A 13,738-nucleotide genomic window follows, 5' to 3' on the forward strand; every position below is an offset into this window, starting at 1 on the left:
CCGACCGTGAAAACCTTGAAAGTTGGCGTCTGCCTGATGGCGGCCTTGATGTTGTGTGGCTGTAACCCGCTGATGACCGCTTCGGTGCGCAACCTCAAGTCGGCGGTGATCGGCCCGGACGAGCTGGACGTGAGCGCGGCCCAGGTGGCCGAGGTCAAGTATCCGCAAGTCAAACTGACCACGCCGTCCGGCTCCGGGGTGCTGGCGCTGGTGCGCGAGCGTGAAGACCTGCAGTTCTGGGTCGCTTCCGGCAAACAGGTGTTGCTGCTGCGTGACGGCCTCGCTGTGCGCACCATCGGCCTCGGCGTCGAGGGCGACCTGGACGGTACGCGGCTGGCCGACGACGCGCCGTTCAAGCGCGGCCTGCATCAAGTCGCCGATGGCTTCACCAGTCAGCGCTGGATCGACCTGTACAAGGGCCAGGAAGTCGGCTTGATCGTCAACAGCCGGTTCTCCCGCCGATCCACGCAAACCCTGCAAATTCTCGACAAGGAATACACCGTGCTGCGTGTCGACGAACGTATCGACGTCCCGGCGATCGGGCTGCGCGCGACCAACCATTACTGGGTCGATCCGCTGGACGGATTCATCCTGCAGAGCGAGCAGCAACTGACTACGCAAATGCGTGTGCGCATCGTGCAACTGACCCCTGATCGCAGGCATCTGCCGTGAAGCGCTTACGGATGTTATCGGCGGGTTTGCTGTTGCTCAGCGGCATCAGTCAGGCAGCGGTCACGGTCAGTGGCGATGTCGCCAACCCAGGGCCGGTGGAATTGCCGCCGGGCGGGCGCTTGCTCGACGTGATCAGCGTGGCGGTGCCGAATGCCGAAGGTTACTGGCTGGCCGGCGTGTTGCTGCGCCAGTCGTTGCTGGAACAGCAGGCGCGGCTCAAGGCCGGGGTGTTGTTTGATCTCGATGTGTTGCAGCGCATGGCCTCGTTGTTTGACCGCCCGAGCCGCGCGGCGCTGGCGCTGCGCCTGGCCGAGCAGGTGCGGCAAATGCCGGTCACCGGGCGTCAGGTGGCGGACCTCGATCCGGTCGCGGTGGAAGTCGGTTTCGCGCGCAACATTCGTCTCGACGATGGCGATCAGCTGATCTACCCGAAACGGGTCGACGAGGTGCAAGTGTTGGGCGCGGTTGCCGAGACCTGCCACCTGCCTTATCAGCCCTTGCTGGAGGCGCGTGAGTATCTGGAAAGCTGCACGCCGCTGGATGATGCCGAGGCCGATTACCTGTGGCTGATTCAGCCCAATGGGGCGGTGCGACGTGTGGGCATTGCGCATTGGAATCGCGAGAGCGGGCAGTTCCCCGTGGCCGGCAGCAAGATTCTGGTGCCGGTGAAAAATGATGATCTGGATCCGCCTGTTCCTGAACTGAATCAGCAGTTGGCCGAATTGATTGCCACGCAGCTGGCTGAGGTGGTTCGTTGAAGTTACGTTTTGCAGCTGTGTTGTTATTACCGTGCGGTCTGGTGCATGCCGAGCCGCGTATTACCCAAAATGATTTCGGCGGCACCGGTCTGTTGCAGACCCCGACCGCGCGCATGGCTCCAGCCGGCGAGCTGAGCGTCAACGCCAACCGCACCGAGCCTTACAGCCGCTACAGCGTGTCGTTGCAGCCACTGGACTGGCTCGAAGGTTCGTTCCGTTACACCGCGATCACTAACCGGCCGTACGGCTCTGAGGCGCTGAGTGGCAGCCAGAGCTACAAGGACAAGGCGGTCGACGCTAAAGTCCGGCTGTGGCAGGAAAGCCACTGGGCGCCGGAAGTCGCGCTGGGCTTCCGAGACATCGGTGGTACGGGCTTGTTCTCCAGTGAGTTTTTCGTCGCCAACAAGCGCTTCGATAATTTCGATTTCAGCGCCGGTATTGCCTGGGGTTATCTCGGTAATCGCGGTGATCTCGACAACCCGCTGGGCTACGTCAGTGATCGCTTCGACACTCGACCGGCTCTCGAAGGTACCGGTGACGTCAACTCCGGCTCGTACTTTCGCGGTCGGCCGTCGTTCTTCGGTGGTGTGAGCTACCAAACGCCGTGGGACCGACTCAGCCTGAAGCTCGAATACGAAGGCAACGACTACAAGCACGAGCCAAAGGACAACGTGATCAAGCAAGACTCGCCGATCAACTTCGGCGCGGTGTTCAAGGTGGCGGATTCGGTGGACGTCAGCGCGGCGTGGGAGCGGGGCAACACGGCGATGTTCGGCATCACCTTCCACACCAATTTTGTCAGCCGCAAGGCGCCGGCCAAGACTTACGATCCGACGCCGGAACCGCTGCCGGCGAAGATGCCGACCACGCCGATGGAACAGGTCAACTGGGCCGACGTGTCGCAGCGTCTGCAGCAGAATGCCGGGTACAAGGTCGAGCGCATCAGCCAGCGTGATTCCGAGCTGATCGTCTACGGCGAGCAGCAGCGCTACTTCCATTCGTCGAAGGCTGTTGGTCGCGCGAGCCGGATTCTCGACAACAGCGTGAACGACGACATCAACTGGTTCACCGTGGTCAACAAGCGCTACGACCTGCCGCTGGAAGAGACCAGTGTGCCGCGTCAGACCTTCCGCGAAGTGATCAACAACGAGGAACCGCTGGAGTCGTTGCACCGCACCACCGAGATCAACCCGGCGATGCCGCACAACGAGAAAACCCTCTACAGCGAAGCGCCGCAGCACTTCAACTATGGCGTCGGCCTGGGCTTCAAACAGAACGTTGGCGGCCCGGATGGTTTGCTCTATCAATTCAGTGCCGACGCGGACGCCGAGTACCGCTTCAACCGCAACACCTGGTGGAACGGTCTGCTCAGTGCCAACCTGGTGAACAACTTCGACAAGTTCACCTACGATGCACCGAGCGGCCTGCCGCGGGTGCGTACCGATTTGCGTCAATACCTGACCACCTCGGAAGTGACCATGCCGTTGTTCCAGGTCAGCCATGCCGAGCAGTTGGACAAGGACCTGTATGGCATGGTCTACGGCGGCTATCTGGAGTCGATGTTTGCCGGTGTCGGCGGTGAGGTGCTGTTCCGGCCGACCGGTGAGCGCTGGTCGGTGGGAGCGGATCTGAACTATGTGCGCCAGCGCGAGTTCGACCAGGGTTTCGGCCTGCGCGACTACTCGGTCTGGACGGGGCACATCACCGGTTACACCGACTTGCCGTACGACACGCTGGCAGCAGTCAGCGTCGGTCGTTATCTGGCCGGCGACTGGGGCGGTACGCTGGACATCTCCCGCGAGTTTTTCAACGGCGTGCGCTTCGGCGCCTGGGCCACGATCACCACGGCTGGCAGCGCCGAGTACGGGGAGGGTAGTTTCGACAAGGGCATCTATTTGTCGATCCCGTTCGACGAAATGATGAGCATGTCGACCATGCGCCGCGCCAACCTGGTCTGGGCCCCCCTGACCCGTGACGGCGGCGCCAGGCTCAATCGCAGCTTCCAGCTGCACTCGATGACCGATAGCCGCGAGGGTGACATGTTCTACCGCAACTTCTCGAAGATTACCGAGTAAACCCCGGGCCTTCTCGGGACCTGTGGGAGCGGGCTTGCCCGCGAAGGCGTCGGCACATTCAACATTTGTGCTGCCTGACCCACCGCTATCGCTTGCAGGCAAGCTCCCACAGTGATTTTGTGGTGTGCCCGATTTGAGTGAACGCCGCCGGACCCTGTGGGAGCGGGCTTGCTCGCGAAGGCGGCGGCACGTTCAACATCTCTGTCGCCTGACCCACCGCTTTCGCGGGCAAGCCACGCTCCCACAGTGTTTTGTGGTGAGGCACATATCCCGATCCATACCGAGATCCCCTGTGGGAGAGGGCTTGCCCGCGATGGCGCCGGCACATTCAACATCTGTGCTGCCTGACCCACCGCTTTCGCGGGCAAGCCACGCTCCCACAGTGTTTTGTGGTGAGGCACATATCCCGAATCCATACCGAGATCCCTTGTGGGAGCGGGCTTGCTCGCGAAGGCGTCGGCACTGCCACCCTCGCAACAGCCTGACCCACTGCCCAAATCCCGCCCACAAAAAAGGGGACTTTCGTCCCCTTGCGGTATTGCCTGATCTACCACTCGCGCATCAATAAATATCTTTCGACAACAACGTAAATGGCGTCTTCACCAGGATCTTCAGATCCAGCCATAACGACCAGTTGTTGATGTAATGCAGGTCCATCTCCACCCGGCGCTGCATCTTGTCGATGGTGTCGGTCTCGCCACGGCAGCCGCTGATCTGTGCCAGCCCGGTAATACCCGGTTTGATTCGATGACGGGCCATGTACGCGAGGATTTTCCCCGAGTAGTAGTGGTTGTGCGCTACAGCGTGAGGACGTGGACCGACCAGGGCCATCTGCCCCTGCAGCACGTTGAACAACTGCGGCAGCTCATCCAGCGAGGTGCGGCGGATGAAGCGGCCAACCGCAGTAATACGCGTGTCATTACGGCTGGCCTGAACCACTTCACGGTCATCGTGCACGCGCATCGAGCGGAATTTCCACACCTGAATCACCTTGCCGTTCCAGCCGTGGCGATCCTGCTTGAAGAACACCGGCCCCGGCGAGTTGATCTTCACCGCCAACGCGATGAACAGCAGCACCGGGCTCAGCAGGATGATCGCCAGCAGCGCCACGCCTTTTTCCACCAGACTCTTGCTCAGCGCAGCGGTAGGGCGGCTGGTCAGCGGACTTTCGTTGAGGCAGATCGCCGGCAGACCATCCACGACCTTCACCGAGTGGTTGAGCAGGGTCAGACTGTTCAAGTCCGGCACCCAGACCACATCGACGTTGGCGTCGAGCAAATCGACGTACATCGCTTCGATTTTCGCGGCCTCGGCCAGCGGCAAGGTGATGTACAAACGGCGGATGTCATGGTCCTTGATCAGCTCCAGCAAATCTTCCTGATCACCGACCACACGCGGTGCATCCGAGTCCAGAGTCGGTGTCGCGCCATTGCTGACCAAACCTACCAGCGGCAGGTTTTCCACCTGACTGATCTTCTTCGCCAGACCCAGAGCCAGCTCGCCGGTACCGACGATCAGGGTCTTCTGTGCGCTGGTGCGGGAACGCTGGTAGTACTTGGAAAAGGCATGCAGTGGCGCGTACATCAGCGCCTGACCGAGGAAGCCGTAGACCGCCCAGCTCAGCGTCACCTCGCGGGAGAACACCTCGTCAGCCTTGCACACGAACGCGATGCCGGCCAGCGCCACCATGGTCATCGACCAGCCCATGAACAAGCGTCCAAGCCCGGTCAGGTAATTGTCCTGCTTGCGGTACACGCCGCTAAACGTATACGCCGGTACCGAGGCCAATACCGCCAGTGTTGCGCACATGCGGTAATAGAACTCGACGGTGCCGGTCTGCCGTTCAGCCAGTATGAATAACAACGCAACAATGAAAGCCTGCGCCAGTGCCCATTGGCCCCAGAAGGTAAGTCCCTTGAGGCCGTTATTTCGATTGATCCGTAGAGAAAGTTCCATGAGATATCCCCAGAAATACGTCCATTCAGGTTTCGACAGTTGAAGTCCGAGTTGCTAGATAGGCTTGTTGTTGTTATTGGACGAGTGTCCTGAGGTAACAACGTCGATAGGCCGAACTGTCGTCAATCAATAGACTAAGTTATTGCCGGAGAGGGTGTCTGACGAGTTCTAACAGGATGGCACAGTGCCAACTTTTTAATAATCAAATACAAGGGTGTTAGAAAAGGTCGCAGAGCGGGGGGTGAATAAATTATGTTGTGTTTGTTACTGTAGGAGGGGTGGAGGCAGGGAGCTATTATTACCAGGGGGGAAGCCAAACAGAGTGCTCTTGTTGTTTTTGTAATCGCACTGTTTTCTGTTTGTTTTGTTCGCGGATATCGGCGGTATTTACGCAACGATTTCCTGAATGAGGCAATAACCGCGGTTTCTTACGGCACGGAACAATCGCTCACCATTACTCGCGTTTTTGAACTTGTCCTGCAGGCGACTCAGGCACATCTCCAGGCCGCGATATTGCTCCGGCTCGCGGCCGATGCTGAGGATCAGGTCATCTCGACTGACTACACGTTCTTCGTGATGGAGCATTTTGCGCACCAGCGCGGTTTCCAGTCCGGTAAGGCTGATCTCGACGCCTTCCTTGACCAGGGCGCCTTGATCGTTGTCCAGATGCCAGGTTTCGTTGCAGGTGGTGGCGTCTTCGATGGCGGCAGTGCGGGTGTCGCTCTCTGCACTTTGAAACGGCTTCGCCGATTGTGCGGACAGCCATTCCGATTCAAGGGTGGCCAATATGCGCTGGGTGTCGTGTTCAATCGTGCGGGCAACGTTTTTCCGGGTGCCCCTTGGGTAAGTGAACTCCATCAGCATGGGAGCGGAAGAGGGCGAAGTAGCACCTTCAATAAACATTTGTGCCTGAGACGTGCCAAACGAATTGAAGCGCTCGCTGGACAGAATGCTCTCAAGTTCACGCTGCGACGTTGTACTGTTGGTCACGACGACAAAATATTTTCTTGGGAGGGTTGTACTAGTTTCCATGTCTCTCTCCTAAAATGTGCACCAAAATGGGCGAAAAGGTAAATCGGCAGGCGAGCAATGACTTCCTTGGAAGTAACCGACAGGCAGGGTCTGGGCCCAAAATGGCCTCGATAAATTCCACTCGTTCTGCTGCTATGTTGTTAAGTTTATTGTTATGGTTCGGTGTAGCCGCGCTCATTCAATGGCTTGATTATTAGTAGATTTGAAGTACAACTTGAGCTGTATGGTTGCATATGACGATCCTTCGTGATTATGCAAAGAGAATGGCTGCCCGAGAGTCAGGCAGTCGATATCAGACCCCGCATCAGGCGATAGCCGTAGCCGCGGATGCTCTGAATCGCATTGGTACCATACATGTCCTTGATTTTTCCACGCAAGCGGCTGATGGATTTTTCCAGCGCTCTCGGATCGTAGAAATTGGTATTGAGCCCCATGATGCTGGCGATTTCATCATGGCTGAGAATGTGATTGCTGGTCTGCGCAAAGGCTTCCAGGATCTTCATCTCGGCAAACGAGATGTCGAGTTTCTGGCTGGTGCCGCCCTGCAGGCAGATGCGCGTCGGGTCGAGCGTGAGGTTGATATCCCGCTGCCATTCTTCACTGTTGAAGAATTCACCGAGCAACTCGTCGCCCTCGTCGGAAAGGGTATTGAGTTTGATACAGAAGTCGGCACCGGCCAGGAAGTACTTGATCTTGTTGAAAGCGCCGCGACCGGTTATGACCGCGCAAATGATCGGTTTCAAGTTGTCGGAACGCAGGTTCTCGATCAGCGCAAGATTGTCTTCCAGCGCTTGCGGAGTGTCGATAACGATGAAGATGGCTCGATACGAACCAGAAAGTTCATTGTTATAGGAACTAGTGTACGAACTGGCCTCAAGTGCCATATCAGTGCGTACGTGCTTTGCGATCAGCGCACTAAAATGTTCGGCCACGCCACGGGTACGGCCCAGTGTGAGAACGCCGGGTACGTCGTTTGTCGGGCGCGGACTTCTAGTCGCCAAGTTCCCTGAGAGCATCATGCTTTGACTCGAATTAGGTGCTGACATCGGGATGTTAAAGCACCGGTTCTCATCTGTGACTGACAATTGGTAACATTCACGCGATTTTTAGACGTGGCTCCCGAGTTTTCTAACAATAATTAAGCATTTCAAGCTTTTAGTTGATTTTCTCGGGGTTGTGAACTAGTCGTTACATGATGGCGATGTGGAATTGTGCCACTATTTTGAATCTATGGCGATGGCTTTGTTCATGTCCAATTGCCACTGTCGACGATCCTGAGGCAATGTGAGCTGGATCACACTTTATTGGCCAGTCGAACTTTTTTCTACTATAGCCCTAAATATTTTTCGTGTAGTTCGTAGGCGGACGTTTATTAACATGGCTTGAGTGTGTCTTTTGATAAGACATATTCTCCGTCGCCTGATCAGGCAATGGGTGTCGCGTTATACCGATTGTTTAACTTCAGATACTCAATTCCTGAATACAGTTGACCGGTCGCTCATCAAGAGCGCTCTGACGGAGGATTAATGGATTTCTGGACCTTTATCCAGGTGTTGATATTGGGCGCGGTAGAAGGCCTGACCGAGTTCTTGCCGATCTCCAGTACCGGCCACCAGATCATCGTCGCCGACCTGCTGGACTTCGGCGGCGAACGCGCGATGGCGTTCAACATCATTATTCAGCTGGGCGCGATCCTGGCCGTGGTCTGGGAGTTTCGCCCGAAGATCTTCGACATCGTCAAAGGCCTGCCCACCCAACGCAATGCGCAGCGTTTCACCCTCAACCTGCTGATAGCTTTCCTGCCGGCGGTGGTCCTCGGCGTACTGTTCGCTGACAAAATCCATCAATACCTGTTTAACCCGATCACTGTGGCCATGGCCTTGGTGGTGGGCGGCATCGTCATGTTGTGGGCCGAACAGCGCAACCATGTGGTGAGCGTCGATCACGTCGACGACATGCGCTGGTCAGACGCGTTGAAGATCGGTTTCGTGCAATGCCTGGCAATGATTCCCGGCACGTCGCGCTCCGGCTCGACCATCATCGGCGGTTTATTGTTCGGCTTGTCCCGGAAAGCCGCCACAGAGTTCTCGTTTTTCCTCGCCATGCCGACCATGGTCGGCGCTGCGGTGTACTCCGGCTACAAATACCGCGACCTGTTCCAGGCCAGCGACCTGCCAGTGTTCGCCCTCGGTTTTGTCATCGCCTTCATCTTCGCCATGATCGCCGTGCGCGGCCTGCTCAAATTCATCGCCAACCACAGTTATGCGGCGTTCGCCTGGTATCGGATCGCGTTTGGTTTGTTGATTCTGGCGACGTGGGTGTTTGGTTGGGTGAACTGGACGGAAGCGGCGGCCTGATCACTGACTGCTGATCAATGTAGCAACCGCGAGGTCGTTCAACGCCGAGTCGGGCAATTCTTGGCGGTAGCGCTGCAAGGCTGATGTGAAATACGCGGCTTGCAGCATGCCGTCGCTGGCGAGGTAATAGCGCGCCGCTTCGATTTCCTCTGGCGAGTAAACACGTTTCTTGAGTCTGGACACATCTGAGGTCGCATCGAACGAGGCCACCGTCGCCGTGAAAAACAGAAAGCCGGAAAGCTGAGTCGACTCAAAAGGGCCACCATCTCCCTTACCACACCCCTTCACAAAGTCGCAGGAGGCGACGGCGCTGGAAGAGATAGTCGAGATTAAAGCGAGGAGGATAAAACGCTTGAACGAAACACAGCGAAACGCGGGCATAAACAAAAGACATCCTGTCAGCACATCGAAACTTCGGGCAACGCTCATTCGTTGCCCGCACAGTCAAACCATCAATCAACGGCCTTCAAGCAACTCGCCAGCCTGATCCAGCAACGCCAGCGGATCCTTGGCCTTGTGAATATCCACCGACAACAACTGACGGAATTTACGCGCCCCCGGGAACCCGGTGCCCAACCCCAGCACGTGACGGGTGATGTGATGCATCGCACCGCCCGCCTGCAAATGCTCGGCAATATAAGGCCGCAACTGCGCCAGCGCCTCGGCACGGCTGATCACCGGCGCGCTGCTGCCGAATAACTGCTGATCAACCTCCGCCAGCAAATACGGATTGTGATAAGCCTCACGCCCGAGCATCACACCGTCAAAGGTCTGCAAATGTTCATGGCAGGCCTCCATCGTCTTGATCCCGCCGTTCAGCACAATCTCCAGCTCCGGAAAATCCGCCTTCAACTGCGCCGCCACGTCATAACGCAGCGGCGGAATGTCCCGATTCTCCTTCGGCGACAAGCCCTCAAGAATCGCAATCCGCGCATGCACGGTAAAACTGGTGCACCCGGCATCCCGCACCGTCCCGACGAAATCACACAACTCGGCGTAACTGTCGCGCCCATTGATCCCGATCCGATGCTTCACCGTCACCGGAATCGACACCGCATCGCGCATCGCCTTCACACAATCCGCCACCAACTGCGGATGCCCCATCAGGCACGCACCGATCATATTGTTCTGCACCCGATCACTCGGGCAGCCCACATTCAGATTCACCTCGTCGTAACCATGCTCCTGCGCCATGCGCGCGCAGGCGGCTAGATCCAGCGGAACACTGCCGCCTAACTGCAGCGCCAGCGGATGCTCGGCTTCGTTGTGACGGAGGAAACGTTCGTGATCGCCGTTAAGGAGGGCGCCGGTGGTGACCATTTCGGTGTAGAGCAGGGCGTTCTTCGACAAGAGGCGTAGGAAGAAACGGCAGTGGCGGTCAGTCCAATCCATCATCGGGGCGACGGAGAAGCGGCGGGAGAGTGGGGCGGGTGTGGCGGAGATAGGGGACATTGGCGATTCTGGATTGGGTGGGGCTGGGAGGTGGGGGAGTTTATCAGGAATGGGGGGAGGACGGGGTTTGTGGCTAGTAGAGGTCTGTGCTTGAAAAATTGGCCGGACATTGGGGAATGATAGTAAATATTTCTGACTCCTTTTCTCTCTGGAAAAGGAAAAGGAGATATTTCTCTACAATGGTAAGTCAGTGTCTGCATCCTTAACCTGGGCCTGCTCCCTCTTGGGAATCGAAGATCTGCATTTTCATGATCTGCGGCACGAAGGGGTAAGTCGGTTGTTCGAAGATGGAATGGGACATCCCGAGGGTGTGGAGCGTATCAGGGTATCGAGATTGGAATTCGCTCCGTCGGTACACGCATTTGCGGAGCCGATTAGATCGATATAACGAGTAGGTTTGATTAAAAACGGTTGTCTAAAAATTATGGGTATGCAAAATAATATGCCCTTTCGTTCTTGGATTATTACTTTTCAAGAAGTGCGACCAAAATTTTTTCATCGGAACAGGGCAAACGTCCTGAAATTTTGGTTAAAAAGCGGCAAATTGACTAAGGGAAATCCCTCAAGTGTCGATAAAAAATGATGCGTTGAATTAGGTGCACCCGCCTGTCAACGGAAGATAGATCAGCGAAAATAGTCAACAGGAGTCGTCAATGTCAGTTCAAACCTACACGTGTGGTCATTGCCACTTTCAATTCAATCGAGGGGTGACCACCTGCCAAGGTTGCCTTGGGACAGTTGTTTGGGGGGCTACCCCGAAAGAGAAACATGAAGCGGGGCTGTTCGGAGCTATCGTCGGCGCTGGTGTAGGTGGCGTGTTGATGTTTGGTCTACCTGCAGCACTCAACAAGTACCTCAGCATGGATGTAGCGATGGGCTTTGGCCTTGGTTTGGGAGCGCTCGCCGTTATCGCGGTTTTAGCGGGCATTGGGTACGTCAAAGGATCCCTCAGTGCCGAGAAACAACATCGTGGCGAGTGCAGAACATTTCGTTAACTCGATAAAATTTGATCAGGGCGCGAAGTAATTCCAAGAAGATCTCTAAGAAACTGTGCGCAGATAAACCCCATCGCTCTCACGAGCGTTGGGTTTTTTTGGGGGGGCGATAAACCCGCTCGCGTTGCGGGGTGCTGAAGGACTAGATGCACGCATTAACAGGTCTGCCAAGCGCCTTATCCCTTTCGCGCAGCGAGAGTCAAGCCGTAAGATCAAGTTAAGAGGCGTAATTGTCGCGCTTTAGCGAAAGTGGAGTTGCGCGGATCAGTTCCAGCCCCTTCTGAGTTAAAACAACGTCCCGGGGGTAGTAGTCGTTCAGATGGCCATTGAGATATTGTTCTTTAATCAAAAAACTCACACACTCGGCCGCAAAAACGTGTTGCTCATAATGCGCCGTATGCCCATAACCGTCTAAACCTGTCTCGGACAGGGCTGGCCCGGCGACTAAACCTAAAGCCTCAAAGTCAAGACTTAACGGCGCTGGAAAATGCTCAGCCAAAGCTGAAAAAACTCTAATTACTACACGATCAAATTCAGTGGCATTTGTCAGTTCCATTGGAAACACCCATTGGACAGTGAGGGGAATCAGAAGTGTAGGCCATGGCTTCGCATAATGTGCCTCATCGTTAACTCCGGCGCCAGCGCTGGGCGATTTTCCGGAACCAACTTGTCTCGCTGGTCGCGAGTACCATAACGTTTTTGGCATCATGCGCAGCGTCACGTGCTAGCTTGAGGGCATGAGGTGATCAAATAGAGACCAAGCACGCTCCTCAAAATTTTCTCAGCGCCGTTCTTCTGAATCCTAGCGAACCTAAAAAGGTGATGGATTTATATTAGAAGCTTCCATCCACCAAGCTCAGCATTGGCTCTCGCGCACTACGGAAAAGTGATCGATAAGGTTCTGGCGGTAAATAAATCCATTCCCTTTTTAGTCGGTTTTTATAGACCCCTCGTTATCAACTGCTGTAACCAATAACGAGGGGGAATAAATGGTCGGAAGTCGACTCAGGGTTACCGAGCTTTCAAATCGTCAATCATCATCATGAGTGGTCCTGATGAAGCACCCAAATTGATCATCTTGGCTAAGTTTTCTGGTGTAAAAAAACGATTGCCTGCATGAATGACTTCGCGAGCGCGTTCAAGATGTTTTGGCACCTCGCCTACCCACTTTGCCTCCCGTTGCAGCTGGCGGGGCTTTAGCGATTCCAGTTCCTCGGGCTTGACCTTGCTCAGCTCGCGCATGGGCTGAATAAGATTTGTGACAACCATGTCCTTAATTCGAGCTTTGAAAAAGGAGAGGCCGTCGAGAGTGGTCACGTAGACGGGCTTGGTTGGCCAACCAAGCCCGTCACCTTCGTAGCGATTCGACGTTTCGAAATGAGCCTCTGCCTCTGCCTTGGTCATTGGGACTTCTTTCTCAATCACGTTCTCATCTCGGTCAGCGCGCAGTCGAAGTTTCTGAAAGACTTCGGTGCCAACTGTGCCCATCAGTCGAGTTTTGAGTGACGAGAGATCCTTGTAGGCCATGTCGAGGGCTTCGATCTCGACGAGCATTTCCGACATGGTTTCCAGCATCGAGCGTATCGCAGTTATTCGTTGCCTTCTCGCAATTGCTTGGTCAACGCGCTTACGTTCCCTAGTGAACGAAACACCAAAATGGGTCTTGCCGCAATTTCCACCGATACCTGTTTCCTTTCCGTCGCTCGTACTGATCAGGTAGCCGGCCATGTGTGGTTGATGGCAGTGGGCGATGCCGCAAATGGTCTTTTCTAAGAAGCGGTAGGGCGCAATCACAGATCCAAACCGGCGTGAAGCATGCGGGTGAAATGCCAGTGACGCCTCGTAGGCGGGACGAGCTCTCAGATCCTGGATTGAGTCGATTACAACAAGTGTGTCGTTCAAATAGCAGTCCCTCGCGTTAATAGTGGCAAATTGGTTGCATTTGACTATAGAACTTGATCGACATGGTGGCACTAGAATTTCGTCACAAGGACAGTATGCCTGTGAACAACAGTGCCTTTGATTGGAGCGGAATTCGGATGCTTAAAATTTGCTTCAGGTCAGGCACAAGATGTGCGCTTAGGAGGAGGGGTTGTACGAATCTGGTACAAAGGAAATAAAAGCCTTTGTTTACGGGAGGTTTTGAGTAAGTGGCTCCAACCCATACTGGAGCGACGTACAGCGCTTGAAAAAGGACCGCATTGCTCTTTGCACTGGTGACTGTATCGAGATCGATTAGCGTGCTCTTAGAGCCTTAGCGAACTGAAAAATCGCGTCTGTTTAAATGAAGCCTATTGTTGCAGTCCCGCTCCTACACCACCTTGCGCCTCCCCCTACACCTAAGACAGAATCCGCCGGCTTGTGCGTCTAGCTCGCGGGTTCTATCGTCCCTACGTCACTGAAAACCAGTGATCGGGTTTGGTAGCCCGTCTCCGTCAGAA

At 55.6% G+C, this 13,738-nt stretch carries 12 protein-coding genes and 1 pseudogene; 6 read left to right on the plus strand and 7 right to left on the minus strand.

Features of this window, described 5'->3' with window-relative positions; all coding sequences use genetic code 11:
- The first annotated feature begins 6 nt into the window (after nt 1–6).
- Genes CRO59_RS05755 through CRO59_RS05765 form a run of 3 tightly spaced genes read left to right on the plus strand, consistent with a single transcriptional unit; the run spans nt 7 to nt 3,505 of the window.
- On the plus strand, nt 7–672 hold the full coding sequence (locus tag CRO59_RS05755; RefSeq protein WP_097088596.1) for a YjbF family lipoprotein: 666 nt from the start codon (nt 7–9) through the stop codon (nt 670–672).
- Complete coding sequence (locus CRO59_RS05760) at nt 669–1,430, plus strand: capsule biosynthesis GfcC family protein (protein ID WP_371917802.1); 762 nt, start codon at nt 669–671, stop codon at nt 1,428–1,430. The genes CRO59_RS05755 and CRO59_RS05760 overlap by 4 nt, the downstream gene beginning before the upstream one ends.
- The gene (locus CRO59_RS05765; RefSeq protein ID WP_027611486.1) at nt 1,427–3,505 is read left to right on the plus strand and encodes a YjbH domain-containing protein; all 2,079 of its coding nucleotides are present in this window, start codon (nt 1,427–1,429) and stop codon (nt 3,503–3,505) included. The genes CRO59_RS05760 and CRO59_RS05765 overlap by 4 nt, the downstream gene beginning before the upstream one ends.
- 561 nt (nt 3,506–4,066) lie before the next feature.
- Here CRO59_RS05765 and CRO59_RS05770 read toward each other — a convergent pair.
- The 3 genes from CRO59_RS05770 to CRO59_RS05780 all read right to left on the minus strand — a co-directional run bounded on the left by CRO59_RS05770 (nt 4,067) and on the right by CRO59_RS05780 (nt 7,512).
- Entirely contained in the window at nt 4,067–5,461 is a 1,395-nt protein-coding gene (locus CRO59_RS05770; protein ID WP_097088600.1) for an undecaprenyl-phosphate glucose phosphotransferase, read from the minus strand.
- Nucleotides 5,462–5,848: 387 nt separating this feature from the next.
- Nucleotides 5,849–6,493: a helix-turn-helix domain-containing protein gene (locus tag CRO59_RS05775; RefSeq protein ID WP_097088601.1), complete on the minus strand. Its 645-nt coding sequence runs from the start codon at nt 6,491–6,493 to the stop codon at nt 5,849–5,851.
- A gap of 278 nt (nt 6,494–6,771) precedes the next feature.
- Complete coding sequence (locus tag CRO59_RS05780) at nt 6,772–7,512, minus strand: winged helix-turn-helix domain-containing protein (protein ID WP_027611489.1); 741 nt, start codon at nt 7,510–7,512, stop codon at nt 6,772–6,774.
- Between the two features lie 507 nt (nt 7,513–8,019).
- Here CRO59_RS05780 and CRO59_RS05785 point away from each other — a divergent pair.
- Nucleotides 8,020–8,850 (plus strand): undecaprenyl-diphosphate phosphatase, encoded by an 831-nt coding sequence (locus CRO59_RS05785; RefSeq protein WP_097088603.1) that lies wholly within the window; start codon nt 8,020–8,022, stop codon nt 8,848–8,850.
- Here the strand turns inward: CRO59_RS05785 and CRO59_RS05790 are convergent, their stop codons facing one another.
- Nucleotides 8,851–9,231, minus strand: a complete 381-nt coding sequence (locus CRO59_RS05790; protein ID WP_097088605.1) for a DUF2388 domain-containing protein — start codon at nt 9,229–9,231, stop codon at nt 8,851–8,853.
- Between the two features lie 75 nt (nt 9,232–9,306).
- Entirely contained in the window at nt 9,307–10,302 is a 996-nt protein-coding gene (gene dusA / locus CRO59_RS05795) for a tRNA dihydrouridine(20/20a) synthase DusA (RefSeq protein WP_097088607.1), read from the minus strand.
- Nucleotides 10,303–10,462: 160 nt separating this feature from the next.
- Between dusA and CRO59_RS28900 the strand changes: the two are divergent.
- Nucleotides 10,463–10,697, plus strand: a pseudogene (locus CRO59_RS28900) (tyrosine-type recombinase/integrase); the annotation flags it as partial.
- 258 nt (nt 10,698–10,955) lie between these two features.
- The gene (locus CRO59_RS05805) at nt 10,956–11,297 is read left to right on the plus strand and encodes a hypothetical protein (RefSeq protein WP_097088609.1); all 342 of its coding nucleotides are present in this window, start codon (nt 10,956–10,958) and stop codon (nt 11,295–11,297) included.
- Nucleotides 11,298–11,514: 217 nt separating this feature from the next.
- Here CRO59_RS05805 and CRO59_RS28500 read toward each other — a convergent pair whose 3' ends face one another.
- Both CRO59_RS28500 and CRO59_RS05810 read right to left on the minus strand, forming a co-directional pair.
- Nucleotides 11,515–11,853 carry a hypothetical protein gene (locus CRO59_RS28500; protein ID WP_143503096.1) on the minus strand — a complete coding sequence of 113 codons (339 nt, stop codon included), beginning with the start codon at nt 11,851–11,853 and terminating at the stop codon, nt 11,515–11,517.
- Between the two features lie 455 nt (nt 11,854–12,308).
- A complete protein-coding gene (locus CRO59_RS05810; RefSeq protein ID WP_097088610.1) occupies nt 12,309–13,199 on the minus strand; it encodes a hypothetical protein in 891 nt (296 codons plus the stop codon).
- Between the last annotated feature and the right edge of the window lie 539 nt (nt 13,200–13,738).

Source organism: Pseudomonas sp. LAMO17WK12:I5 (assembly GCF_900215165.1).
Taxonomy (GTDB): domain Bacteria; phylum Pseudomonadota; class Gammaproteobacteria; order Pseudomonadales; family Pseudomonadaceae; genus Aquipseudomonas; species Aquipseudomonas putida_A.